Genomic DNA, 26,952 nt, shown 5'->3' on the forward strand with positions numbered 1-26,952 from the left:
TAGTAAAGGGGATTTATGTAAGAGGCAAATAAATATCGGTTATCAATTCGTGTTCGGGGGTTTCAGGAAAAAAATTCAGCCAATGAAAAAAGCACGGCGCATCCCTTAGTTCTTCGCCGCTATTCGGTAGCCAAGTCCCGTATAACATGCGAACGCTGTCGCTAATATTGTCATGGGAACCATAATGACGTAACACAGCACAACGACCTTCCGACAACGTTTTATTTATAATACCTTCTTCGTTATCGCCAATGGGAAACAAGACTTCTCCGGCAATATCAAAGCGGAAATCTTCTGGCGCTACCTTATCTGGATCATCGTAAATAATACCGAAAGTTCGACTACTAGAAACCGGAGATAAGCCAGTGCGCATTCGCCAGTTGCGAAAAATCGCAGACGATTCCATTACCTGCTCAATAGGACCACGATGCTCAAATACAGCGATGTTTGTTTGCGCAAAATCGACAATATTAGCGTGTAACGTCTGCTTCCTATGGTTCTCAATAGGTCGGTATTCTTGATGCCATTGCAACCAGTTTGGTTGCCGACGAAATTCTGAGGGAGACTGTAAAAAGACTTTTTTGAAGGCTCTAGAGAAAGATTCTGAATGATCAAACTGCGCATTCATGGCGATATCAATAATGCGTTTGTCTTTATTAAAGACCAATTCATAAGACGCCCGCTTCAAACGCAAAAGCTGCACAAATTTAAACACGCCAATGCCCATAAAATGGCTGAACTGCCGATGAAAATGGTATTTAGAAAAACAGGCCACATCGCACAAAGTTTCGACGCTTAAGTCTTCATCCAAATGCTTATAAATGTAATCACACACGGCCATCATGCGTTTTTCGTAATGCTTTATTGATGCCACTTTGTTCGCTCGTTCCGTCTGTCAATTCATTGAGTAACGACAGAATAACCTGTTTACAACAAAGGATGCATGACAGAAGTTGCTCATCTAGCAGATATCTCATTGCGTGGAAAAAGAGCAAAAAGCAAGATTTTATACTCTCACTAGTGATGTTTCTCTCAGCATCCATGATTTATTGAATGCTATAATCGGCGACTATTTAAGTGCTTAGGATAATTTCAGCAATGTATCAGAGTCGAATGCGACCTCTATTGGTCACGTTAACGGTCCAAATTTTTATCATTACCTTGATCTTGATGCTTGGCCGTTATTTCATGCTTCAGTCTTTTGCCTCCCCAGTGGAACTCGCAAAACACAGTGAAGATGTTACACGGATGTGGTCTATTGGTACTCGCTACGACCTCCGAATTGGTGGCATGTTCATGGCACCGTTTTTCTTAATCGGGCTGCTGTTCTGTGCTAACCGTTTTTCTTGGCAATTGTTAAAAGCCATCAGTCCTTTTTTAATGGGCTTGATTATGTTCACCGTGGTCATGGTGACCATCAGTAACTTCTATTATTACCAAACCTACCATAACCATTTCGATATTTTTGCCTTTGGTTTGGCCGATGACGATACCAAAAGCGTGCTGTTGAATATTTGGCAAGATTATCCTGTGATAAAAGGAACCTTATTGGCGTTACTCGCCGGTTTCATCGCGTCTCGTTTAGCCAAATTCACACTGCGAGATAAGTCTCGTAAACCTTGGCATTTAAGCATTTTCATCGTTTATGTGGTGATCGCCTTTATCATTCTATTTGTGGCCTCACGTGGCAGTGTCGGAACCTTTCCATTGCGCCGTGATAATGCGCAGGTGTCACAACTTTTAATTCTCAACAAATTATCGCCAAACGGTTTTATGGCGCTAGACTGGGCGCTGCAAGACAAAAAAGCCGATGCGTCTTTTGCGCCCGTCAGCCATAAAGATGGCCAAACTCTGGAAGCTGATCTGGGCATCAACAGTTTAGCGGCTCGCACGGCTTCGAATCCTTGGCTTGACGCCAACCGTCCCAACGTTGTCATGAACGTGATGGAAAGTTTCGGCAGCAACATGCTGGCGTTTGATAAACCTGGCACCAATGATCTTTTAGGCAGATTACGTCCACATTTTGCAGAAGATTTTGTTTTTAAACGTTTCTTGTCTGAAGATAATGGCACCGCGCCCTCTTTGGCAGCGATGCTTTTCCATAGTCCTTTTGAAAACATTAGCCATAGCTCTGAACAAAAAGTGAAGTTACAAGGCGTACCTTTTAATGTTTACAAAAAAGCCGGCTACAAAACTGTCTTTATTTCCCCTGGAAATATGGCCTGGCGTAACTTAGCCGATTACTTGCCACTTCAAGATGTGGATGCGGTTTATGACCAAAATACGCTCATGGAACGTTATCCTGAAGCGGCTGCTGAATTAGGCGCTTGGGGTGTTCCCGATGACTACGCCTATCGCTTGGCAGAAGCTATGCTGAACGAAAGCAAAGAGCCCATTTTCATTACCATTTTGACCATTAGCAACCATCCACCTTATCAGACGCCACCTCGCTATGAGGCCGCTCCTTTCTCCGCCACTCCTGAAGTCTTGAAGCACTCTGCTGAAGAAGACCTCACGGCACTGGAAGACCTGCTCAAAACCTATCAGTTTGCAGCGGATGCCTTTGGACAATTTGTAACAACAGTTGAGAATTCAAGTGTGGGCGATAAAACGATTATTGCTGCCACCGGAGATCATCAAATGCGACGCTTGAATGCTTTCTATCCTCAAGAACAAGTATTGGATCGTGCGGTGCCATTTTATCTGCATGTACCAAAAGACATCTTGGCGAACACCGATTGGAGTTATGATCCAAATCGTGTCGGCTCGCACAAAGACATCTTCCCAACCTTATACAATTTGAGCTTGTCGGATACCTCTTATCAAGCCATTGCAGGACGAAATATGCTGGCTCCGGTTGATGATGAAAGCCGCGCCTTTGGTTATAACGTCACCTTGTGGATTGATAAAAACGGCGCTTACCCAATGAGTGGTAAAGCGGCATTTTATCCTTGGGAAAGTGAGACTGGCCTGCGAACAACAACCAGCGGTGCTGTTCCCAATAATCAACAACAAACCCGCCAGAAAGCGTTACCAGGATTATTGCGTTGGCAGCTAAGCGCGCAAGTCCGAGGTTTCACTGACTAGCTTGCTTTTACTCTGCTTGAAAAATCAAAAGCCCCAACGACGCTTTGTCGCTGGGGCTTTTTAATAAATTTGAGCCTATCTTATTATTCACAGCTATTCCGAATCAATCTCCACACGCAGAGGTAGAGTAAGCGTAAATATCGTACCGACTCCAACGTCGGATACCACATCGATTCGTCCTTTCATCAGCACATTGACCCACTGACTCACTAAGTGTAACCCTAATCCTGTATGTTGATTGGTTCGGCCCGTCGTGATGAAAGGATCAAATATATGCGCTTTTATTTCGGGTGAAACACCTCTGCCATTGTCGCTAATAACAAGAATGAGGTTATCTTGTTCTTTTTTAGCCGTAAGGGTGATGATGCCTTTATCTAGGCGTTGGAACGCGTGATCTAAGGCGTTATCAATCAGGTTCTGAATGATTTGAGAAATAGCGCCCGGGTAACCCAACATAGCAATGTCTTCAGGGCATTCACTCTCTATATGAATATCGGAGCGCTTCTTCAATATCGGTTTATAAGTAAACAAGATGTCATTAACGACATTATGGAAGAAGAAAGCCTGCACATCCTGCGCGGTTCTATCCGACACAATACGTTTAAAACTAGAAACTACATCCAAGGCGCGAACGAGGTTTTTTTCCGCTATTAGCAGTGATCCATCGATTTTTTCAAGCCCTTCGGAAGGCCGTAGCTTGGATTCTTTATCTAACCATACTTTACAAGAAGATAACGCCATTCTGACGCCACCTAGCGGCGTATGCATTTCATGCGCTAGGCCGGCAACCATCAAGCCTAGTGAGGATAATTTACTACTTTCTACTAGCTCATCCTGAAGATCCACTAAACGCTTATTCGTTAGATTCAATTTGCGGTTAATCTGCTCAGCTTGTGTTTTTTCTTGTTGAACCAGTTTAAGTAACCGATAGGTCTCAAGCTGGGATGTAATTTGCCGCCAAACTAACCAAGCAATAATAGAGAAGCTAATAATAGCAACACAAGCGATAGAAAGAATTATCTTGGTTCGCCATAATGTAAAAGCATCAGAATTTGAGCGAGCCACAAAGTATAAGGATGGCGTTTTCGAATCTTGAACCTCTACCTCTTCATCTATATGCAGCTTCAATAGACTCCACAAGCGTCCATCGTCAAAAACTCGTTCCAATCCGTCCGCTGCATTCATTTCTTGCCAAATAACCGGAAAATGCGTTTTGATATTAAAGCTCATGCTGTCAGGATGAAGTATGCCGCCCCATTCAAGACTTCTATCCGCTGCCAACACCCAGTTGCCATTCGTATCGAGTATTTCTAAATACACACCGCCACTGCTAAAAGTGCGTACAAGCTCAAATAATTTGGTCAAATCATAATTCACTACCAGAATCCCGGGTATCTCACCATTCACTCTGACAACACCACGAACCGTTGGCTGAAAAGGGCGGACGATTTCTTTATTTTCAATATTCAAATCCAAAGAAGAAATATAAACATCGTTGCTGCTGTCCGGTGCATTTTGTACATAATGTCGATCCGATTTGTTTTGTAGTTGATCTTCTGGCACTCGATTAATAACATCGGCTTGAGAGTTGATTCGAATAAGCTCTTGGCCATTCGGCATGATCCAACGAACTTGAGAGATAAGCTTAGAGGTTCGAGCAAATTGACTAAACTCATCCACCACCAATGCTTCCCACTCACTAGGAATTGTTTTTGTACCTTGCGGCAAGGTCGAATCTTGAGCAGATAAGCGCGCGTTAATGCTGTTGCGTAACAATAAAGTAACTCGTTTTATATGCCCCATTTCACGGCTAAAAACACTCGCGCTACGGGACAATACTTCTGATTCATTCCATGCTAGCTGACTGATTTTATTGTCTAAAAAAAACCGATAGCTGCCCCAACTAAGCAATACGATAAAGACAAAAATACCCGACAAATACATAAAAAGTAATGGTCTTTGTGACATCCTTTTACTAAAAATCATACTGTTACAAACCTGTTTGAACCCAGCTGATCGTATCGTCTAACGACATAGGTTTAGCAAATAAGTAACCTTGGCCGTCCTCGCAACCCAAAGCTAACAGATGCGCTTTTTGCTGCTCTGTTTCAATACCTTCAGCAATAACACTCAGCCCTAACGAACTACCTAGCTCAATAATCATCTTCAAAATTTCCCAATCTTTTTCAGACTCTTCCATGCGCCAGACAAAACTGTGATCGATTTTGACGGTTGACACCGATAGCGTAGATAAATAGGCCAAAGAAGAATAGCCAGTTCCAAAATCATCAATATTAACTCGCACACCTAATGTTTTTAGCGCCATTAAATGCTTGTTAATATTGCCTTTTTCTTCAATGAATTGAGATTCAGTAATTTCTAGTTCAATCATTTCACTCGGGACACCCTCTTCTTCAAGAAGCTTTTGAAAGCTTTCAAAATAATTAGGACGAATGATTTCATTGCCAGCAACGTTGACCGAAATCGGCACATTAATACCAATATTTTTCAGTGTATTAATGGCTTGGCAGGACAGCTTCAACATTTGCTGATCCAACTTATCAATCAGACCACTGCTCTCGGCCAAGGCGATAAATTGGTCCGGCGGAATGCTGCTACCGTTTTTATGAGTCCATCGAGCTAATGCTTCAAAACCCACCAACTTATTATCTCTCAAGTTCATCTTAGGCTGAAAATATGCTTTGATTTCATCGTTTAAAATGGCTTCTCGCAGATCTTGTAACAACTCATAGCGTCCAAACATAGCGGACGCCAAGGCTTCAGAAAATGCCAGATAAGATACACCTTCGTATTTCGCTCTTTCTAAGGTGCTCTTGCCAACACTCACTAATTGCTCGGCTTCATAATTTGGAAAGTCGGAAAACTTCACCGAACTAACGGTCAAATCAAGAGAATGTAAGGAGTTTTTCACTTCAACACTGGTATGAATAATATTTTCCAGTGACGCTTCGTTGTAATCCTGATCGTCATATACAATCAACACTAATGTGTCTCGTTCAAGTAAGGCAATATCTACAGTTTTATCAAAGAAGTGACTCAGATACTCATACAAAGACAAGGTGAGTTTATCGCAGTATTTTGAGCCTAATACCGACTCGGTATAGGCCAAATCTTCCACATATAACATTAATAAGGTGGCTTTTTCTCGCTCCCAGGAAAACATGTTGCGAATCTCGCGAACCAGCCAGTTTTTATTATGAATACCTAATGTCGGTTCAATATAGGCCAGCTCAGTTAACTTGTTATGCAAAGCAACATTACGAAAACCAGCACTAATGTTTTCGCAAAATACCTGAAGCAGGTTAATTTCATTGCTGGCAAGGTTTCGATCTAACTTAACCACCACCATGTATTCTCGATCTTCTAGCTCTTTATTCGAAAAATACAACACAGAAAAACCATCCTGAAACACATGACTTTTCTGCGTATTAGCCAGTTCCACGGCTTCTCTTAAAAAAACTTCTTGGATTGCCGATAAAAAATATTGATGAATATGAGACGAGAACTCACCGCAAGCGGCCACAATTAAGGCTTTTTCGAGATGCTCTTCTTCTGGGTGAAAAAAGCACACAATACCGCCGCTGCTCATTTTTAGCAGCAGCCCAATTTCTTCCAAAATAGAGTGTGTATAGTCAGTAATGTCGCTCTTTGAGGCAATTCGTTGACTGGAGGCCAGTAGTAATTGCATACCATGACGAGCTTCCTTCATATCATAAAGATGCTCCCACGTACGCAAATTACTTAATACAATGGTTTGTAAGTGCGCCTGAGTGAGATCTGATTTGCACCAATAATCGTCTATGTCGTATTGACCAATAAGGTCATCTACAGGTGCCATACCAGGCTGACCCGTTAACAAAACAATGCGCACCAAATCGTTGCCAATCACATCCCGAATAGTACGAATTAGACGTAAACCAGCTTCATCTGTCTCCATCACCACATCAAGAAAAATTACCGATATGTCAGGGTTGGCAGCAATCACTGTCGCAGCATCATTAGCAGATGATGCAGTCAGAAACTCGACCTGTTTACCATCATAATTAAGCGCACTAAGGCCGTTCATTAGCGCTTCTTGATAATCAGGATCATCTTCAACGGATAAGACTTTGCAGTAATTTCTTTTTTTAGAAATGGCTTTCAGTGATTTCTTTTCGTAGGGTAAATCCATTGCATTTCCCTTCCTTGTCTTCCATTGTTTATCTGTAGAACGCTTACCTTTGAAGCTTAGTCTTGTTTAAAAAAAACACATCGAGAACAATCAAAAACTTTGTAAAGAATTATTACTGAACATAAAACCAATAGAATTTGACCGAAAAAACCTTGAAAAATCAGTCGATTAGTTTGACAAACATTTCTGTCAAAAAACGCTAATATCGACAATAATACCCAACTAAAAATAGGCATTTTGTTTGTGATATAGTAAAACGCTACAAAGTCAAAATAAGGCGGATTAAAAGAACCCCATGGACAAACATAAAGGCAATTTATTCATCTTATCAGCCCCTTCTGGCGCTGGTAAATCGACTTTATACAAAGCACTGCTCAGTCAAGACAGTAATGTAAGGATTTCAATTTCTCACACTACTCGAGCACCACGTTCAGGCGAAGAACATGGCCGAGAATACTACTTTATCGATGATGAATCTTTCTTGGACATGATTGCCGAAGACGCGTTCTTCGAACACGCTCAAGTTTTTGATCATTATTACGGCACATCGAAAGAATCTATTTTCGGCATGCTAGAACAAGGCTTAGATGTCATTTTAGAAATAGACTGGCAAGGCGCTCGCCAAATACGCCAATTCTATCCCGAAGCCATCGGAATATTTATTTTGCCGCCATCATTGCAGGCGTTAGAAGAGCGTTTAAGAAAACGCGCTACCGACTCAGATGACGTCATTCAGCGTCGTATGGCAAAGGCCGTTAACGAAATGTCACATTATCATGAATACGATTTTGTCATCGTAAATGACGATTTTGATGCTGCGCTTTCACAAATCGCTGCTGTTTTTCAAGCAATGCGCTCAAAAACAACGGTTATGCAGGAAAAAAATGGCAATCTTATAAATGATCTCTTGTCTTTGTGAGAAGCCGTTAAGTAGAATTACCCTTGGAAAAATAGATAACCGAACACAGAGGTCAAAATGGCTCGAGTTACCGTAGAAGATTGTTTAGAAAACGTTGATAACCGCTTTGAACTAGTGATGGTCGCGTCAAAACGCGCTCGTCAACTAGCAACGGGTGGTGAAGACGCAAAAGTGCCTTTAGAAGGCGACAAAGTTACTGTAGTTGCACTACGTGAAATCGCGGAAAACTTGATCAACGCGCACAATATTGATCAACAAAAACGCCCTTTACACGAGTTTTAATCTCTATGGTGTCGCTCATAGCACAATTGTCGCGCTTCCTTTTTGCCTTAGTGAGGTGAGCGATGTATACCATTGAAGATCTAGCGCTGACCTTGAGTCAGTATTTACCTTACGAGCAAGTTGCTAAGGTAAAACGCGCCTATTATTACGCCGAGCAAGCCCATGACGGGCAGCGACGTAAAAGTGGCGAGCCCTATGTCACCCATCCTCTCGCTGTCGCCGAAATTCTGTCGGAACTTCGAATGGATTGTGATGGACTGACAGCGGCCCTTCTGCACGATGTTATTGAAGACACAGGCATCAGCCGTGAAGCGCTTACCGAACAATTTGGTGAAGGCGTTGCGGGACTTGTGGATGGTGTGAGTAAATTAACGCACCTTGAATTCAATAGCCAAATCGAAAAACAAGCCCATAACTTCCAAAAAATGGCCATGGCCATGGCCGATGATATTCGTGTCATCTTGGTTAAATTGGCTGACCGTTTACACAACATGCGCACATTAGATGCCATGCCTGCCCATAAAAAACGCCGTATTGCCCGCGAAACATTAGACATTTATGCACCTATCGCAAACCGTCTGGGTATGTACAAGGTTCGGGTAGATTTAGAATCCCTCGCGTTTCAAGCCTATTATCCAATGCGCGCGCGCATGCTCCAAAAAGCCATCCATAAAAAATATGGCCAGCAGCGCATTAAAGACACCCAAAAGCTTGAAGATACAATTCGGTCAGAACTGGCCGCCGATTACATTGAAGCCAGCATAAGCGTTCGAGAAAAACACATTTACAGCATTTATCAGAAGATGGACAAAAAGCGCCGTTCTTTAGATGAAATCATGGACGTAATGGGCGTACGCATCGTTACGGATCGCCATGACAGCTGCTATCGAATTCTCGGCGTTATTCATGCTCTGTTCAAACCTATCGAAGGCCGCTTCAAAGATTACATCGCGGTTCCAAAATCCAATGGCTACCAATCTCTTCACACAACCGTATTAGGCACCAACGGTATTCCGATGGAAGTTCAAATACGTACTGAAGAAATGGATTTGGTTGCGAACAATGGCATTGCGGCACATTGGGCTTACAAAGTCAGTGGCACTTCTAGTATGCCAAGTAACCATGACCGTGCGACAAAATGGGTGAAAAGCTTATTAGAAATTCAACAAAAAGCACGCAACCCCGTCGAATTTGTTGATAACGTAAAAAGTGATTTATTCCCAGACGAAGTGTATGTCTTTACGCCAAATGGTCAAATCATTGAATTACCTTCCGGCGCAACACCAGTGGATTTTGCCTATGGCGTTCACACTGAAATCGGCAACACCTGTATCTCTTGCCGAATTAACCGCCGACTCGCACCACTAAGTACACAGCTAGAAAGCGGACAAACGGTTGAAATCATTACCGCGAAGAATGCTCAACCAAATGTTGCTTGGTTAAGTTTTGCGATTACCGGCAAAGCGCGCACCAACATTCGTCATTATTTGAAAGACAAGCAGCGCGAAAATGCGATATCTATCGGTCACCGTCTGCTAACGCGCTCTTTAAACGCCTTTAAAACCAATATTGAAGAGCTAACAGCAGAACAAATTGCACAAGTATTAGCCAACCACCAGCTCGAATCCATGGATGACTTACTGGAATCCATCGGCAAAGGCCGTCATGTGGGCTATCTGGTTGCTCGCGAGTTGTTCCCGAACATTGATGAAGATACCTTGGTTACACCGAAATCCTTTAAGGTGAATGGTTCAGAAGGCATGCTTATTTCTTATGCCAAATGTTGCGCACCAATTCCTGGCGACCCAATTGTTGGTTATGTTCAGGTTGATAAAGGCATCATCATTCATCACCTCAACTGCCCTAACGTTCAAGATCATTTGTCTAATCCTGAACGCTTTATTCATATGGCGTGGGGCAAAGATATCGAAGAAGAGTTACACATCAGCCTTATCGTCACTTACATAAATGAGCGTGGCGCGGTGGCAAAAATTGCCAGTTCGATCAGTGATACCGATTTCCAAGTATCAAATCTCGATATTATTGAACGCGGTCGAGTCAGTCGTTTACGATTGAGCATTACTATCTCCAGTCGTATAGGCTTAGCCGATGTTATGCGTCGTATTAAAGCGGTTCGCTGTGTGGAAAAAGTTTCACGCGAAACCATTGTTGGGCGCTGATCCATTTTTACTTACCATTTCCTAGATAAAGGATACTTATTATGTCAAAGCAAGTGATTCACACTGAAAACGCACCAGCGGCTATTGGCCCATACTCACAAGCCGTTCGCGCTGGAAACACAGTATATTTGTCTGGTCAAATTCCTTTGGTTCCTGAAACCATGGAAGTTATCAGCGAAGACATCGTTGAACAAACAACCCAAGTATTCAAAAACCTACAAGCTGTTTGTGAAGCGGCTGGCGGCTCTCTAGAAAACGTTGTGAAATTCAACATCTTCATGACTGACCTGGGCAACTTTGCTACCGTAAACGAAGTAATGATGCAATTCGTTAAACAGCCTTACCCTGCTCGTGCAGCAATGGGCGTTCGCGCTTTACCAAAAGGCGTTCAGGTTGAAATCGAAGGTATCATGGTGTTGGAAGACTGATACCTTCAATTCCATAATTTAAGTCAAAATAAAAAAAGAGGCCGCGGCCTCTTTTTTTTGTTTTTAATGGGAATACTGTTTGGGTTTATAGGTGATCAAGCTCACACCAAACACTATCAAGATACTGCCGAGCATGACAGAAATAGACAAGGCTTCATCGAATAACACATTAGCCAGAATCGTTACCAGTACGTAGCTAATACTTAAACAAGGATAAGCAATGGACAAAGGCAATTTAGATAATGCCAACATCCAGCAACCTAGAGACAAGGCGTAACAGGTTAAACCGACAAAGACTTTGGCAAGGCTGTTGAAATGCTCTAACCAAAACTGAATGTCTAGCCAATCCAGTGTAAACAAAGGCAAACCGCTCATACCAGATTTCATCAAGAGCTGCGCTATGGTGACTAACATCACGCTGGCCGCAATTGCTAACCACGCCTTCATAGCTTACCTCCCAACAAACTCACGCCTGTGATAACCAAGAGAACGCCAAACCACTGACGAAGGCTGACAGGCTCTTTAAACCAGTAACGAGAGGCGAGCATAACCAATACATAGTTTAGACTGAGCATTGGGTAAGCAATACCTACCGGCAACTGCTGTAACACCAAAAGCCATGCTAAAGCACCAAATCCCAAACACGCAATGGCGGATAACAAGAGCCAATTTCGACTTTTGCTATCCAAGCTAACGGCACACTGTTTTTGTAAAATTTGCCCAGTACAAGTTAAGAGCAAGGTCAAAATAACAAGCGCTACTGTCATGGTAATTTAGGGTAAATATATAGGTGGAAATTTCCGCCTTGATATTGTTGTGCGGGAGCAGGAAGCTCCTTAAATACATGAGCGTCCGTTGGATTTGCATAAAATGCCAACACAACTTGCTGCGAATGTTGTCTTTTTTTCAACTGCTCACGGAATTCATCGTAACGGAAGTAACGCTGCTGTTCGCTACGTTTTACGCCGTATTCCAACTCTCCATAAGATTCTAGTAAGTCAATATCACTACGATCTAGGATCCAACCTAGTCCTCCAATCAATCCCGGATAATTCGTTATCACCCAAGCATCCTGATCAATAAGCGAAATATGTTGCTCATAAAAAACTTCTGGATGTTTATTATTCACCACCTTCATTGGCAGAAAAAATGGCAAAAGTAACAGTAAAGCGACCGATGTCCCCGCCAAGAAAAATGGTACTCGGCTAAATTTTTTCATCGGCAGCAATGGCAACAAGGCACAAAAGAAAAAGACTCCAATCGCGAACCAGAAGGTGTAGATCTCTTCAGCTTGATACCCTTCAACTTTTCCTAGTACCTGATATTGAACCAAAACCAGTACCAAAGCGATGCCAGAAAAAGCCAACAAATTGATCCAAACAGACCATTTGATGATGACATGCTTTTGTTTAATCAGTTCTACTAAACCACAGCCAATTAGAATAGCCAATGGCATCATGAGAGGCATGATATAGGTTGCCAGTTTACCTCTGGCAATGGACAACAAAATAAAGGGTAAAACAACACAACAAGCCTGATATAAAAAGAAGCGTTTGTTGTCCTTATCCGCAAAACTCCGAGCAATAGCGTGTGGCGCTAATACAGTCCAAGGAAAAACCGCCAACAACAAAGTTGGGATGTAATACCAAAATGGCGCTAAATGCTGCGCATTATTGGATTCGAAACGACGAATATTTTCGTTCCAAAAGAAAAAGTTCCAATAATCAGGTGCTTGTATAGCGACCGCGATACTCCATGGCAAAGCAATTAAAACCGCAGCTAAAATCGACAAGGTTCCGTAGCCAACCACTTGTTTAAACTGGCGAGTCACAATCATAAACGGCACAATTGCTATTACCAATATAGCCAAACCAACAAAGCCTTTGGTCAAAAAGGCAGCACCACAAAATACGCCAAACAGTAAATAACGACCAACCAAAGCTGAACGATTTTGGCCATTCATGGCAAAATAAAAACTCGCAAAAGCCGCCGCCATCCATAAGGTTAACTGGCTATCTAATGTGTTATAAGTGCCAACACCAAACACCAAGGGGATCGAAAGATAAACCAATGCAGAATAAAAGGCTTTGCGTTCATCTTTGAGTGCAGATTTTACAAAGTAATAGGTAATCCAACCAGTTAAGCCAATAGACAATGCCGGCGCAAGACGCGCAGCGAAATTGGTTTGGCCAAATAATAACTGGCTGATGTTATTCATCCAGTAACCTAATACTGGCTTTTCGAAGTAATCCATGCCCATAAAATGCGGCACGACCCAGTTTCCTGTCGCCAGCATTTCACGGCTTATTTCCGCATACCTTACTTCATCAGGCATCCATAAAGGCGTCAGCCCTAATGGCAAAAGATAAAGAACGACAAAGGCTAACAGCAGTAACCATTTATATTGACTACGATACATAAACGTCTTCTTTCATATTATCTTGCCAACCAACCCAACCTTCACGTCCTAACAAAGTATCCCGTTTTACGTCACAGAGGGTTGTCGCAGCTTGTTCTTCTAGTAATGTCGCCAACGTAACAGGTTGCCACTGGCGTTCTTTAAACATGGCGAGCAACTGTTCAAATTGCTCAGTCATCACAATCCCTTCTACTTCCGCATGAATGGTATAAACAGCACAGGGTTGCTTGTCGATGGCATTGCAAATGTATTCATTAAATCCGGCGATATCACACTCTGTACCAACGACCTCATCAAAGGTGGGGACAGTCACAGGGATTTGCACTGTACCGGCTTTCCCGTTATTCAGACGTGGATAAAAAGGTGTTAGCCCTCTGCAATCACTGTTATAAGCAAATCCGAACGATTCTTTTAAATCAATAACGCGCTGATCAGCACGCCATCCGGGAGCGGCACTACAGCGTACAGGCTCACCAAGAATATCGCTTAAGCTATCGTAACCACGGCGAATGTGGGTCAGCATTTTCTCATCTGACCAACGTTCCGTATTTAATTGCCAACCATGATGATCCCAAGCATGTAGGCCAATTTCATGACCTTGTTTTTGAGTATCCAGAATGGGCTTTACCGCATGTTTGCCAATGACTTTTCCTGGCCAACAAGTACCCGCCAACAAAATATCCAAACCGTATAAGCTGGCGGCATTGGAGCGCAGCATCTTGAGGAGGAACTTAGGTTTAATGAGCCGCCATAAATGGCGGCCCATATTATCTGGTCCCATAGAAAAGAAAAAACTCGCTTTAATATCATGTTTCTCGAGTATTTCTAATAACTTAGGAACCCCCACCAAAGTACCTTTGAGGGTATCCACATCAATTCGCAGTCCAATATTTCTCATTAATTAATCCTGAGAAACGGTCGATTGAATAAAGAAATCAAGCGTTTTCTCAATGGTGTCATCCATATGAGTCGTTGGATGCCAGTCCAACAATTTATTGGCATTTTTGATACTTGGACGACGATGAGAAACGTCTTGGTAACCATCACCGTAGTAACTACGGCTTTCCACGCCTTTAAACCCAGCAAAAGGAGGGAAATTGCCACGCAATGGATGAGCTTCGAATTTCTCAAGTAACGTCTGCGCCATGTCTTTGATACTAGCTTCGTTATCAGGGTTACCGATGTTGATAATTTGGCCATCACAGTTTGAATCTTTATTCTCAATGATGCGGAACAAGGCTTCGATACCATCATCAATGTCGGTGAAACAACGTTTTTGAGCACCACCATCGATCAACTGAATCGGAGTACCTTCAATGAGGTTCAAAATCAACTGGGTAATAGCACGAGAACTACCAATACGAGCTGAATCCAAACTGTCTAGACGTGGGCCCATCCAGTTGAAAGGACGGAACAAAGTGAAACGTAAACCGTCTTTTTGACCGTACGCCCAAATCACTCGGTCTAATAGTTGTTTAGAAACAGAGTATATCCAGCGCTGCTTGTTGATTGGTCCAACGATTAGGCTTGAGGTATCTTCGTCGAACTCGTTATCGCTACACATGCCATACACTTCTGAGGTGGATGGGAAAATAATGCGTTTGTTGTATTTCACGCAGTGACGTACGATTTTTAGGTTTTCTTCGAAATCGAGCTCGAAAACGCGCAATGGGTTACGTGTGTATTCGATTGGCGTCGCAATCGCTACTAAAGGTAAGATCACATCACATTTTTTAATGTGGTATTCCAACCATTCGCCATGAATACTGATATCCCCTTCCACAAAATGGAATCGTGGGTGGTCTAGTACACGACCGATTGCACTAGAGCTAATATCCATACCGTAAACATCATAACCGTCGTCTTTCAAAAGACGCTCAGTCAAATGGTTACCGATGAAACCATTAACACCTAAAATCAATACTTTAGTACGTTTTTTAGCAGACAAAGACAAGCTAGCTTTTGGTGCAAGGCGCATGCCTTGAGTCAAGCTCATTTCACGAGCCAATTGTGAACCGCGTAAGAATAAACCTTGCTCAGATTGTCCTGCTTCGATTTGCAATACGCCATCACCACAAACGACTTGCAGTGGATCTGTACTAATAATGGTGCCCGGCGTTTGATTATTTGTTAGTGAGCTATCTGACGGGGAAACCACTTTAACTTCCCAAACGATAACTTTTCGATCACCGATAAAACTAAACGCACCTGGATAAGGCTGAGTCACTGCACGAGTAAGATTGAATAATTCTTGAGCGCTTTTTTTCCAATCTAATTCACCGTCAGCAGCAGTACGACGGCCAAAATAAGTAGCATCAGCGTCATTTTGTTTAGTGTAAGTCACACTTCCATTAAGCAAAGCTGGCAATACGTTTGCCATCAAAACACCTGATGCGGTGTCCATTTTTCCATGCAAAGTAAGTGCTGTATCGTTTTCTTCAATGTTAACCGTTTGCTGAGCGAGAATATCGCCTTGGTCTGGGCGCGTTGTCATTTTATGTAGCGTTACGCCTGTTTGACTTTCACCATTGACCAATGCCCAGTTAACTGGCGCTCTGCCACGGTATTTAGGCAATAAAGAGCCATGTAGATTAAACGCGCCAAGTTTTGCGCAATCTAACAAATCTTGGCTAAGCATATCGCGGTAATAAAAAGAGAAAATATAATCTGGATCCATCGCTTTAATGCGCTCAATCCATAGAGGATGATTTACTTCATGAGGAGCGAAGACTGGTAGGTTTTTCTCAGCGCATAGCTGCGCTACAGAGGAAAAAAAGCGCTGTTCATCAGGAGAGTCCGTATGAGTAAAAACAGCTTCAATTTCGATGCCAGCTTCTAGAAGCTGGGTAATTCCAGTACATCCAATATTGTGGTAGGCAAAAACAACAGCTTTCATAGTTATGATTTCTCTTTAAAAAGTGGTGAAGAAGTTTGTCCTTTACGAACAACTTTTTGAACAAAATAACGAGGGCGGGCGCGAACATCTTGATACATTCGCCCGATATATTCGCCCAATAATCCCATGCCAATAAACTGTGCGCCAACGAAAATGAAAAGAACGGCAAACAGCGTAAACACACCATCGCCAGACCATTCAGGTCCAAGTAGTAACCTCAACATTAGCAACACAAAAGCAAACAAGAAGCCTGTCGCAGCAATCACACTACCTACGATACTCAGTAAACGCAGTGGCGTGGTTGTCATACAGGTGATCAAGTCGAACATCAGATTGACAAGTTTCATCGCACTGTACTTAGAATCGCCAAACTCACGTTCTGCGTGATCAACATCAATTTCAGTGGTATGACGAGCAAAACTGTTCGCCAAAATAGGGATAAAGGTACTGCGTTCGTGGCATTGCAACATGGCATCGATAATATGGCGGCGATACGCCCGCAACATACAACCGTAATCACTCATTTGCACGCCTGTAGCACGTCGCACACCACCGTTAATGATGGCTGATGGCAAGCGTCGGAATAAGGAATCTTTACGGTGTTTTCGTACTGTCCCAATGACATCAAAGCCTTCATCGGCTTTCGCTACAAGACGAGGAATTTCCTCAGGGGGATTTTGTAAATCTGCATCTAAGGTAATCACCAAATCTGCATCTGAAATTTCAAATCCCGCCATGATGGCAGCATGTTGGCCATAGTTTCGGTTTAACATCACACCGACTATATGACTATCCGGTTGATTTGCCGCTTCTTGAATCAACTCAGCAGAACGATCTCGACTTCCATCGTCTACCAAAATAATGTCGTAATCTCGTTCAATAAGACGACAAGCACTGTCCGTTCGACGTATTAACTCAGGTAGACTCTCTTCTTCGTTAAAAACAGGAATGACAATGGCAACTTTGGCTATAGCCTTTTGACTTGACACTAGATTATTTCTCCACAATCTCATTAATAGCAGTCAATACACGCTGCACATCATGTGCAGTCATATCAGGGAACAATGGAATAGAACATAATCGGCTTGAATTCCATTCGGTATTCGGTAAAGACACATCAGGGAAACGCTGACGGTAATAATGCTGGGTATGTATGCCACGAAAATGGATACCTGAACCAATGTTTCTTTCTTTAAGCCCATCCATGAAATGCTGACGATCAAAGCCGCAAGCATCAGGATCTACGCGTACTATCATCAAATGCCATGCATGGAGATGCGGATAGTCAACTAAAGACAAGGGTTGTAGTGGCGTATTCTTTAAACCCTCAAGATACAAATTCGCAAGATCAGAGCGTTGCTGATTAAGCTTGCCTATGCGAGCAAACTGGCCTAAAGCCAAAGCGGCATTCATATCTGGCATATTGTATTTAAAACCGGGGATCATGACTTCGGCTTGCGGCTTTCTCCCTTGCATCTGACGATCAAAGGCATCCACACCCAATCCGTGAAAACGCAACATTCTCAGTTGCTCAGCCAAAGCATCATCATCGGTGGTAATCACTCCACCTTCGGCGCTGGTAATGTTTTTAATCGCATGGAGAGAAAAAATTGCAGTCCCTCGATGGCCAATTGGCGTATCACCATAATAAGTACCAATGGCATGAGCTGCGTCTTCTACTAAGGGAATGTCGTGACGTGTCGCAATGGCTTTAATCGCATCTAAATCCACTGGCGCACCCGCATAATGTACAGGCACAATAGCGCGGGTTTTAGGGGTAATTGCTTGCTCTAACGATTCGGCAGTCATCATCAAGGTATCTTTGTCGACATCCACAAACACCGGCGTCCCACCCAATAAACAAATAATATTAGCGGTAGAAACCCAAGTTTGAGAGGGAGTAATAACCTCATCTCCAGGTCCTATGCCTAACGCTAGTAAGGTGATATGCATACCCGCTGTCGCTGAACACACAGCAATCGCATGACGGCAACCTAAATAATCACAAAACGCCTCTTCTAATGCGTTGGTTTTAGGGCCCGTGGTAATCCAACCTGAAGACAACACTTCACTAACGGCATCAATGTCCGCTTGATCGATAGCAGGGCGAGAAAAAGGCAAAAAATCAGACGACGGCATAGGCTTAAATGACCCCACAAAAACGTTTTAAGTATTGGCAACTGTCTTTATATAGCTCATGGGTTGTCAATAAATAGTGAAAAATTAATATATCAAAATAGGCTACATTTTCACATTATTATCTAACTATGCATAGATGTAGCAGCAAAGATCCCCTAAATACCTGATTTTATGAGCTGTCAGGTCAGTTTATACCTATAAAATGTCAACTTGATGTCAATTGAGATTTAACGAATTACTCTCCGCTTTTTCCTGAAACTCAGTCACCAAGGCAACATAGCCCGCCACATAACTTGGATGTTGCATACGCCAACCTTGTGACAAAAGATATTGACCTTGAATACGCTTTCCAGAATTCGGAACAAAACCTTCACAGCTACTAACAGCGACTTTGGCTTCAAGGCAAGTTGCCAGCCACAACTTCACTTCCCACATGGAAACAGGCGTTTGATCCGTCACGATCACATGTGCTGGTATGACTTTCTCACTTAAAGCACAGTTTGCCAACAACACCAGAGCAGAGACAGCGTCGTCTCGATGAATGCGATTGGTCCAGCTGTTGTCTCCCCAATCTTTGCCACTTAAAACCGTTTCCAATAATCTAAAACGCCCAGAGCCATAGATACCTGAGCAACGCACTGCCACACTGGAAAATGCAGCTGCTAAAGACAGCTCTGTTTCGACTAGAATCTTTGCGGTCGCTGAGGCTGGTTGTGCTGGCGTAGTTTCATCAATCCACTCACCTTGACTTTGGCCATAAACACTGGTGCTTGATACAAAAAACACCTTCGGTTGCTTAGCCATGTCTTTGTATCGACGAATCAACACCTGGGCTGTATCAAAGTAAGCCGCTCGATACGCTTCTTCATTGCGTCCATTAGGCGTCATGATTAAAAACACCACATCTGCATCAGGCAAGGTGTCGTCGCTCATTTCAACAAGATCACCCGTTATGCCTATTACGCCATCAGGGAAAACCTTTTTTGTGCGACGAATGCCCGTAACAATATGGCCTTGCGCGACTAACTCGGCAGCCAAACCAGAACCCAAGTCTCCGCAACCAGCAATTAAAATCTTTGCCATTTATCCTCCTCCAATCGCCTCAGATATTCTTAGTCACTAAAGAACGAGTATACTTTATCAAATTATGTATTATCATAGTTATTAACAATGAATCAGCCGAACGAAAAGGTGTGTTATGACATTAACGGAATTGAAATACATTGTAATGCTAGCCGAAGAAAAACATTTTGGCCGTGCAGCAGACCGCTGCTATGTTTCACAGCCCACGCTCAGTGTCGCCGTGAAGAAGCTCGAAGAAGAGCTTGGCACAGCCATTTTCGAGCGCAGCAAAAGCTCCGTTTATATCACACCATTGGGCGAGCAAATCATCACTCAGGCCAAGCGAGTACTGGATCAAGCCAGCATGATTAAAGAGCTGGCGACCTCTGGTAAAAATCAATTAAAAGGCCCGCTCAAAGTTGGTGCTATTTATACCATCGCCCCATATCTGTTCCCTTTCATGATTCCGGCACTGCATAGTGTGACATCTGGCATGCCATTAATTATTGAAGAAGATCTCACCGAGAACCTACGTCCTAAACTGCGTAATGGTGAACTAGACGCCATCATAGTGGCGCTTCCGTTCCGTGAACCAGATGTGGTGACACAACCGATTTACGAAGAAGAATTTGTGGTTCTTATGCCAAAGAATCATCCATGGACCAAGCTAACGCACATAGAAACCGACCAGCTTTCTACCGATAATTTGTTGTTGCTTGGCAAAGGTCATTGTTTCAGTGAGCAAGTATTAGAAGCCTGTCCTCTGGTAACAGAAGGCGAATTTGGTGATGGTCGCACTATCGTCAATGGCAGTTCATTAGAAACTATCCGTTACATGGTCGCGTCTGGCTTAGGGGTGACGGTTCTGCCAAAATCCGCCGTCACCAATATTAATCACGATATGTTAGAAGTGCGCCCTTTTACTGAGCCAGCACCGAAACGTACTGTTGCCTTAGCATGGCGAGCCAGCTTCCCGCGCCCGAAAGCCATTGAAGCGGTAAGCCAGTCTATCCGTGATGCTTGCAAGCATCTGAACTTATAGAGAACAGCATGATCGACGGATTAGACACTCAGGATGTTCGTGAGCTAAAAGGTGTTGGTGACGCCATGGCCGAAAAGCTGGCCAAGCTGCATTTGAATACAGTGCAAGACTTGCTGTTCCATTTACCGATTCGCTATCAAGACAGAACGCGCGTTGTTCCCATCGGCATGCTGCGCTTTGGTGACGAAGCCGTGATCGAAGGCCAAGTCACGGGCGCTGAAATCAAAATGGGCAAACGTCGAAGTTTGCTGTGTCGCATCAAAGATCACACTGGCACCCTGTGTTTGCGCTTTTTTCATTTTTCCGCCGCGCAAAAGAAACAACTGGAATCCGGCAAGCGAGTTCGTTGCTTTGGTGAAATCCGTCGCGGCAGCACTGGGTTTGAAATCTATCACCCAGAATACAAAGTCATTGGTGACGACGAAACACAAGAAGAAACCGCGCAACTTACACCTATTTACCCGCTCACTGATGGATTAACGCAAACCAAGATTCGCCAACTGTGTGAGCAAGCATTAGAGCGTTTAACACCCTACAATCTGCAAGAATGGCTACCGGATGAAATCCGCACCCAATTCAGTTTGCCTCCACTGAGCGATGCCATTCACTTTCTGCATCATCCGTCGCGAGAAGCCAACCTCGAATTACTCAGATCGGGAACACATCCCGCGCAATATCGTTTATCTTTTGAAGAGCTTATGGCGCATCAGCTTTCGCTGATTGGTAAGCGCATGAAAGCCAAGCAAGATGCTGCAATCAAGGTAAAAGTGCCCGGCGAATTAAGTCAACGACTCTTACAACAACTCCCCTTTTCACCAACCAATGCGCAAAGTCGAGTATTTCAAGAAATCCTTAACGATCTCGACACAGGGCATCCTATGTTGCGTTTGGTTCAGGGCGACGTAGGGTCAGGTAAAACCTTAGTGGCCGCTTTAGCCGCTGCGTCTGTCGTACAGGCCGGTTATCAAGTCGCCATCATGGCGCCGACGGAAATTCTTGCTGAACAGCATTATATTAATTTTACCCAGTGGTTTGAGCCACTTGGTTTAAAAGTCGCTTGGATGATTGGCAAGCTCAAAGGCAAAACTCGCGAAAAAGAACTTGCTGATATCGCTTCTGGCGCAGCGCAAATTGTCGTCGGCACCCACGCCTTATTTCAAGACACGGTTGAGTTTGATCGTTTAGCGCTCGCCATTATCGACGAACAACATCGCTTCGGCGTGCACCAGCGTATGGCATTACGTGAAAAAGGCATGAAGCACGGTTTCCAGCCTCATCAGCTCATTATGACGGCCACGCCGATTCCAAGAACCTTGGCGATGTCTGCTTACGCAGATCTGGATTGCTCCATCATTGACGAGTTACCACCAGGTCGAACGCCAGTGAATACTATTGTGGTATCGGACCAGCGCCGACAAGAAGTGATTGATCGAGTGAAAAGCGCCTGCGAAGAAGGCAAGCAAGCCTATTGGGTCTGTACCTTGATTGAAGAATCCGAGGCGCTGCAATGCCAGGCGGCTGAAGACACGGCAATTTTACTACAAGAGCAATTGGGGAATTTATCCATTGGCTTGGTGCATGGCCGACTCAAAGCGCAAGAAAAAGCCGACATTATGGCCAGATTTAAAGCCGGTGAAATTCAGCTCTTGGTCGCGACAACCGTCATCGAAGTGGGTGTGGATGTACCAAACTCTAGTTTAATGGTGATAGAGAATCCAGAAAGGCTCGGGCTTGCTCAGCTTCACCAGTTACGTGGTCGTGTTGGTCGAGGGCAAACTGCCAGTCATTGCGTGCTGCTTTATAAAGCTCCGCTAGGACAGCAAGGCAAAGAACGACTTTCTACCATGCGAGAAACCAGCGATGGCTTTAAAATCGCAGAAAAAGACCTTGAATTACGCGGCCCCGGAGAATTACTCGGCACCAGACAAACCGGCCTTTGGGAATTCAAAGTAGCGGATTTGCAGCGCGACAAAAACTTGCTCGATGATGTTCAAAAAGCGGCCTCTCTGTTGCACAGTCGTTATCCTGATCGCGTCTCGCCACTTTTATCTCGATGGTTACCTAATCACGATCAATATTTAAACGTTTAAATCCTCTTCTCGCTTAAATACTCTTCTTATTTAAATAAACGTGGTATTTGCTTGCACATGTGCAAAATTTAATCAAAAATTCCATAGGCTAAAAAGCCCTACTTAATCGATTCGCAAGAAGGAACTGACATGAATGCTTCCAACCAAGCACATCTAACGATCCAAGGCTGCGGCTACCGAATCGAAAATGACAGAGTCATTGTTTCCATTCAGCGCATTGCTAACGATAGAGTCGAAGGCAATCTCAGTGGCACTTTACGTCTACAATTATGTGCGCTTCGTCAAAGTACTGGAGGCTCAGAAACTATCGTGCTCGCTTCAACCACTCTTGGTGAAATGAAAGGACAGCATTTTCTTTCCGATTGCCACTACGACCTGCTTTTCCAACAACCACCCAGCGGTAATTGGCAATTAGCATTACAGCTTAGCGAATGGGACGGGGTAAATTACACCTTGTGTGATTCAGCCTATTTCGACACGCCTTATCAGGTTGAAGTGTCGTCTGATTCCTTTGTCCCAGTGATGGAAAAGGACGAACTTGAGCACGAAAAAGCAGAACCTACGCCGAAAATAGCAACAGAGAGTCCCATCGCCAAAAAACAGAAAGAAGTAAAAAAAAACGCCACTGGTTACGACGATGGCTATCTCATCATCAATAAATCAAAAGTGGACAAGCTTCTAAAAGTAAAAGGCGTCCCCAAAAAAGTACTAGAAAAATTAATAGCAGAACGCCCTTTTCACTCAGAAAAAGCCGTACTTAATGTAAAAGGGATGGGACCGGTGATGTTAGGAAAAATACTCGCAGAATTAACAAAAAAATAGTTAGCATTAAGCCTGCAAAAGCAGGCTATTCACCAACGTTATGTTCTAGGGAATATTAACTACGGTGGTGTTTTTCACCTCTTCCATTGCCACATAAGTACGAGATTCGCGAACATGTGGCAGTGTCAGTAGGGTTTCTCCAAGCAAAAGGCGGTAAGAATCCATATTGGATACACGAGCTTTTAAAAGGTATTCAAAGTCACCTGCAATCAAGTGACACTCCAAAATTTCTGGAATTTCAGCAACGGCGGTTTTGAATTCATTAAAGCCTTCTGGAGACGTTGTCTTGAGACGAATCTCGACAAAAACAAGCAACCCTGCGTCCACTTTCTTTGGGTTAACCAAAGCACAATAACCCGTAATGTAACCGTTACGTTCCAACCGGCGTACTCGTTCCAAACAAGGAGTCGCACTTAGCCCTACACGACTAGCCAACTCTACATTCGATAAACGGCCATTAATTTGCAGTTCTCGAAGAATTTTTTTGTCTAAGCGATCAAGCGGTTTTGCTGAGTTATCCATCTGACGTGGATCTCCTTACATGACTTCAATTGATGCTCAAGTCTACCATGCAGATTACAAATTATGGAAAGCGCTTTATTCAATATATTGCGTGTGGGTATTCGAATTAAGTACAACAATCCGAACAAGGCACCAAAATGATGCAAAAAACTCATCTAGCACAGAATAGATCCACTCCTTTTCCATTGCGCCCTATATTTGTGCAAGAAGAGAGCGTCACTAGCTCTGAGTTCCTTGTTTTTACTAGCTTTAATAAAAAAACATATTCAGCTAAGCTAATTAAAACACCTCTGCTTACATCCTTAAAAAGTGCAAAAATCAAGTATTCCACACAGCTTTCCTGACATTTTATCCTTGACTACTCCTCAAAAGAGTAATTCTATAGGGAGATGTGATGATCTTTTAGAGGAATCATCTACATATATCAAACAACAAGAATAATTAAATGTTGGCACTAACCTTGCTATGTTTTAAGACACGGATTTAAAAATCTGGAATATAAAATCAAGCAAGATAACAACATATATAAAAACGCCTGGGAGGCTCAATATAATGAAATCGAATGTTGGTAAATTACTTTCGACTGCTGCAATCGCAGCAACCATAAGCGCCGGTGCTGCTGCATCAACACTTGAGGACGTTAAAGCAAAAGGCTTCGTTCAATGTGGTGTAAGTAATGGCGTTCCAGGATTCTCTAATGCTGATGATAAAGGCGAATGGTCTGGTATAGACGTTGACGCTTGTCGTGCTGTTGCTTCTGCAATTTTTGGTGATGCTCAAAAAGTAAAATTCACACCACTGTCAGCTAAAGAACGTTTCACTGCTCTACAATCTGGTGAAATTGATATCCTAGCTCGTAACACGACTTGGACTTACACCCGTGACGCTTCTTTGGGTTTAGACTTCACTGCAGTCAACTTCTATGACGGTCAAGGTTTCATGGTTCGTAAAGACCTAGGCGTTAAATCTGCTTTGGATCTTGATGGTGCCACTGTTTGTACAGAGCAAGGTACAACAACAGAGTTGAACATGGCCGATTTCTTCCGTAAAAACAAATTGTCTTATGTACCAGTTGTGGTACAAAAAGCAGACGAAGCGCTTTCAGCATACGACCAAGGTCGCTGTGACGTATACACGACTGATAAATCTGGTCTAGCGGCTCACCGTACTAAACTAGCCAATCCATCTGCTCACGTAATTCTTCCAGAAACCATTTCCAAAGAACCACTAGGTCCTGTTGTTCGTCACGGCGACAACCAGTGGAAAGATATCGTAACTTGGTCTATGTTCGTTCAAGTTAACGCAGAAGAAATGGATATCTCCTCTAAAAACGTTGCTAAGGTCAAAAAAGAAACAAATGATCCAGGCATCAAACGTTTACTAGGTGTTGAAGGCGATATGGGTGCTCAACTAGAGCTTCCTGCTGATTGGGCTTATAACATCATCGCTAACGTAGGTAACTACGGTGAAGTATTTGAGCATAACGTTGGGCCATCTACTCCTGTAGATTTACCGCGTGGTCTTAATGCACTTTGGACTGAAGCTGGCGGCATCATGTACGCGCCACCAGTTCGTTAATACCTAAAGCAAATTATTTCTGCTTGGGTATTTACCCAGCGACTAGAGAGTCGCTGGGTTTCTTCCCCCTTTCTTACACATCTGACGAGCATTTCATTGCCTGAACTAAGATGACCGATAAAACAACTCCGAGTAATAACAGCTTTTTGAATGATGCGGGTAATCGTTCCCTAATTTTTCAAATCTTGCTGCTAGCGTTGGTGGTCTTTGCAGGTTATTACTTATTTAGTAACCTTCAATCAAACCTCGACAAACGAGGGATTTCCACTGGTTTCTCATTTTTCAATGAGCCAGCTGGCTTCCCAATTCTTATGCACCTAATTGAGTATACTGAGGCAGATACATACGGACGAACGTTCTTTGTTGCCTTAATCAATACCTTCGTCATTTCCATATTAGGGATTATATTAGCCACCATTATTGGCGTAATAATGGGCTTAGCCCGCTTATCAAAAAACTGGTTAGTGGCACGTTTAGCAACCGTCTACATAGAGACATTGCGTAACATTCCATTATTGTTGCAAATGTTCTTTTGGTATTTTGCGGTACTTGCCGCACTACCAGCGCCACGTGATAGCTATGAGTTTGCCGACTTTCTACTGAACAAACGCGGCATCTACTCTCCAAACCCAATAACCCAAGATGGCTTCGGCTTGGTAATCTTCGGGTTTATTCTATCGATTTTTGCATCTATTGGCTTGATCATTTGGGCCAAGAAGCGTCAAACCAGAACGGGATTATGGTTTCCAGCTTACTGGTCTTCATTAGGCGTCATTGTTGGTATTACTTTTATCTTTCTAGCGCTGGCTGGTTTTCCAATAGAGTTCGATTTACCAGAAAAAAGCCGCTTTAACGTTACTGGTGGTATGGTGCTGCCGCCTGAATTCGTTGCGGTATTAGTCGCCTTATCAACTTACACTGGTGCTTTTATTGCAGAGATCGTTCGTGCAGGTATTTTGTCCGTTAACTGGGGACAAACTGAAGCAGCTCGCTCTTTAGGCTTACGTGATAGTCTGACACAGCGCCTAATCGTCTTGCCTCAAGCGTTGCGCGTTATTATTCCGCCACTAACAAGCCAATACCTTAACTTGGCGAAAAACTCTTCTTTAGGGGCAGCAATTGCCTACCCTGAATTGGTAGCTGTCGTAATGGGTACAACCCTGAACCAAACCGGTCAGGCAATTGAAACCATTGGTCTTTGTATGTTGGTGTACGGTTCATTGAGTCTATCGATTTCGGTATTCATGAACTGGTACAACAGCAAAATGTCATTAATTGAACGCTAGGAGGCAGA

The 26,952-nt window shown here is 43.3% G+C and carries 22 protein-coding genes; 10 read left to right on the forward strand and 12 right to left on the reverse strand.

Features of this window, described 5'->3' with window-relative positions; genetic code table 11:
* Nucleotides 1-13 precede the first annotated feature (13 nt).
* Entirely contained in the window at nt 14-874 is an 861-nt protein-coding gene (locus ACO05V_RS02165; RefSeq protein WP_421847043.1) for an AraC family transcriptional regulator, read from the reverse strand.
* Between the two features lie 224 nt (nt 875-1,098).
* On the opposite strand from ACO05V_RS02165, the gene ACO05V_RS02170 reads away from it, so the two are divergent.
* Nucleotides 1,099-3,087, forward strand: a complete 1,989-nt coding sequence (locus ACO05V_RS02170; protein ID WP_421847045.1) for an LTA synthase family protein — start codon at nt 1,099-1,101, stop codon at nt 3,085-3,087.
* Nucleotides 3,088-3,180: 93 nt separating this feature from the next.
* Here ACO05V_RS02170 and ACO05V_RS02175 read toward each other — a convergent pair whose 3' ends face one another.
* A complete protein-coding gene (locus ACO05V_RS02175) occupies nt 3,181-5,055 on the reverse strand; it encodes an ATP-binding protein (RefSeq protein ID WP_421847047.1) in 1,875 nt (624 codons plus the stop codon).
* Between the two features lie 22 nt (nt 5,056-5,077).
* Complete coding sequence (locus tag ACO05V_RS02180) at nt 5,078-7,279, reverse strand: bifunctional diguanylate cyclase/phosphodiesterase (RefSeq protein ID WP_421847049.1); 2,202 nt, start codon at nt 7,277-7,279, stop codon at nt 5,078-5,080.
* A gap of 295 nt (nt 7,280-7,574) precedes the next feature.
* Here ACO05V_RS02180 and gmk point away from each other — a divergent pair, with 295 nt between their 5' ends.
* From gmk to ACO05V_RS02200, 4 genes are all read left to right on the forward strand, one after another.
* The gene (gene gmk / locus ACO05V_RS02185; RefSeq protein ID WP_421847051.1) at nt 7,575-8,198 is read left to right on the forward strand and encodes a guanylate kinase; all 624 of its coding nucleotides are present in this window, start codon (nt 7,575-7,577) and stop codon (nt 8,196-8,198) included.
* A 57-nt stretch (nt 8,199-8,255) separates the two neighbouring features.
* Nucleotides 8,256-8,480, forward strand: coding sequence for a DNA-directed RNA polymerase subunit omega (gene rpoZ / locus ACO05V_RS02190; RefSeq protein WP_114411399.1), 225 nt, complete (start codon nt 8,256-8,258; stop codon nt 8,478-8,480).
* Between the two features lie 62 nt (nt 8,481-8,542).
* The gene (locus tag ACO05V_RS02195; protein WP_421847053.1) at nt 8,543-10,660 is read left to right on the forward strand and encodes a RelA/SpoT family protein; all 2,118 of its coding nucleotides are present in this window, start codon (nt 8,543-8,545) and stop codon (nt 10,658-10,660) included.
* 41 nt (nt 10,661-10,701) lie between these two features.
* On the forward strand, nt 10,702-11,088 hold the full coding sequence (locus ACO05V_RS02200) for a RidA family protein (RefSeq protein ID WP_072839391.1): 387 nt from the start codon (nt 10,702-10,704) through the stop codon (nt 11,086-11,088).
* A gap of 63 nt (nt 11,089-11,151) precedes the next feature.
* On the opposite strand, the gene arnF is transcribed toward ACO05V_RS02200, so the two are convergent.
* The 8 genes from arnF to ACO05V_RS02240 form a co-directional block, all read right to left on the reverse strand.
* Nucleotides 11,152-11,535, reverse strand: coding sequence for a 4-amino-4-deoxy-L-arabinose-phosphoundecaprenol flippase subunit ArnF (arnF, locus tag ACO05V_RS02205; RefSeq protein WP_421847056.1), 384 nt, complete (start codon nt 11,533-11,535; stop codon nt 11,152-11,154).
* Nucleotides 11,532-11,855: a 4-amino-4-deoxy-L-arabinose-phosphoundecaprenol flippase subunit ArnE gene (arnE, locus tag ACO05V_RS02210; RefSeq protein WP_421847058.1), complete on the reverse strand. Its 324-nt coding sequence runs from the start codon at nt 11,853-11,855 to the stop codon at nt 11,532-11,534. Before arnE ends, arnF begins: the two co-directional genes overlap by 4 nt.
* Nucleotides 11,852-13,507: a phospholipid carrier-dependent glycosyltransferase gene (locus tag ACO05V_RS02215; protein ID WP_421847060.1), complete on the reverse strand. Its 1,656-nt coding sequence runs from the start codon at nt 13,505-13,507 to the stop codon at nt 11,852-11,854. Before ACO05V_RS02215 ends, arnE begins: the two co-directional genes overlap by 4 nt.
* Nucleotides 13,497-14,405, reverse strand: a complete 909-nt coding sequence (arnD, locus tag ACO05V_RS02220) for a 4-deoxy-4-formamido-L-arabinose-phosphoundecaprenol deformylase (RefSeq protein WP_421847062.1) — start codon at nt 14,403-14,405, stop codon at nt 13,497-13,499. The genes ACO05V_RS02215 and arnD overlap by 11 nt, the downstream gene beginning before the upstream one ends.
* Before the next feature lie 3 nt (nt 14,406-14,408).
* On the reverse strand, nt 14,409-16,403 hold the full coding sequence (gene arnA, locus ACO05V_RS02225) for a bifunctional UDP-4-amino-4-deoxy-L-arabinose formyltransferase/UDP-glucuronic acid oxidase ArnA (protein ID WP_421847064.1): 1,995 nt from the start codon (nt 16,401-16,403) through the stop codon (nt 14,409-14,411).
* A 2-nt stretch (nt 16,404-16,405) separates the two neighbouring features.
* The gene (gene arnC, locus ACO05V_RS02230) at nt 16,406-17,392 is read right to left on the reverse strand and encodes an undecaprenyl-phosphate 4-deoxy-4-formamido-L-arabinose transferase (RefSeq protein WP_421847066.1); all 987 of its coding nucleotides are present in this window, start codon (nt 17,390-17,392) and stop codon (nt 16,406-16,408) included.
* Between the two features lie 4 nt (nt 17,393-17,396).
* Nucleotides 17,397-18,542 (reverse strand): UDP-4-amino-4-deoxy-L-arabinose aminotransferase, encoded by a 1,146-nt coding sequence (gene arnB / locus ACO05V_RS02235; protein WP_421847068.1) that lies wholly within the window; start codon nt 18,540-18,542, stop codon nt 17,397-17,399.
* Nucleotides 18,543-18,758: 216 nt separating this feature from the next.
* The gene (locus ACO05V_RS02240) at nt 18,759-19,625 is read right to left on the reverse strand and encodes an NAD-dependent epimerase/dehydratase family protein (RefSeq protein ID WP_421847070.1); all 867 of its coding nucleotides are present in this window, start codon (nt 19,623-19,625) and stop codon (nt 18,759-18,761) included.
* A 115-nt stretch (nt 19,626-19,740) separates the two neighbouring features.
* On the opposite strand from ACO05V_RS02240, the gene ACO05V_RS02245 reads away from it, so the two are divergent.
* From ACO05V_RS02245 to ACO05V_RS02255, 3 genes are all read left to right on the forward strand, one after another.
* Nucleotides 19,741-20,646, forward strand: coding sequence for a hydrogen peroxide-inducible genes activator (locus ACO05V_RS02245; RefSeq protein WP_421847072.1), 906 nt, complete (start codon nt 19,741-19,743; stop codon nt 20,644-20,646).
* Nucleotides 20,647-20,654: 8 nt separating this feature from the next.
* Nucleotides 20,655-22,736, forward strand: coding sequence for an ATP-dependent DNA helicase RecG (gene recG, locus ACO05V_RS02250; protein WP_421847074.1), 2,082 nt, complete (start codon nt 20,655-20,657; stop codon nt 22,734-22,736).
* A gap of 129 nt (nt 22,737-22,865) precedes the next feature.
* A complete protein-coding gene (locus ACO05V_RS02255; RefSeq protein ID WP_421847076.1) occupies nt 22,866-23,558 on the forward strand; it encodes a hypothetical protein in 693 nt (230 codons plus the stop codon).
* A gap of 45 nt (nt 23,559-23,603) precedes the next feature.
* On the opposite strand, the gene lrp is transcribed toward ACO05V_RS02255, so the two are convergent.
* Nucleotides 23,604-24,080, reverse strand: a complete 477-nt coding sequence (gene lrp / locus ACO05V_RS02260; protein WP_421847078.1) for a leucine-responsive transcriptional regulator Lrp — start codon at nt 24,078-24,080, stop codon at nt 23,604-23,606.
* A 552-nt stretch (nt 24,081-24,632) separates the two neighbouring features.
* On the opposite strand from lrp, the gene ACO05V_RS02265 reads away from it, so the two are divergent.
* The gene (locus ACO05V_RS02265; protein WP_421847080.1) at nt 24,633-25,658 is read left to right on the forward strand and encodes an amino acid ABC transporter substrate-binding protein; all 1,026 of its coding nucleotides are present in this window, start codon (nt 24,633-24,635) and stop codon (nt 25,656-25,658) included.
* 110 nt (nt 25,659-25,768) lie between these two features.
* Nucleotides 25,769-26,944, forward strand: coding sequence for an amino acid ABC transporter permease (locus tag ACO05V_RS02270; RefSeq protein WP_421847082.1), 1,176 nt, complete (start codon nt 25,769-25,771; stop codon nt 26,942-26,944).
* Nucleotides 26,945-26,952 lie beyond the last annotated feature (8 nt).

It is taken from the genome of Marinomonas sp., assembly GCF_965225885.1.
In the GTDB taxonomy this organism is placed as follows: Bacteria; Pseudomonadota; Gammaproteobacteria; order Pseudomonadales; family Marinomonadaceae; genus Marinomonas.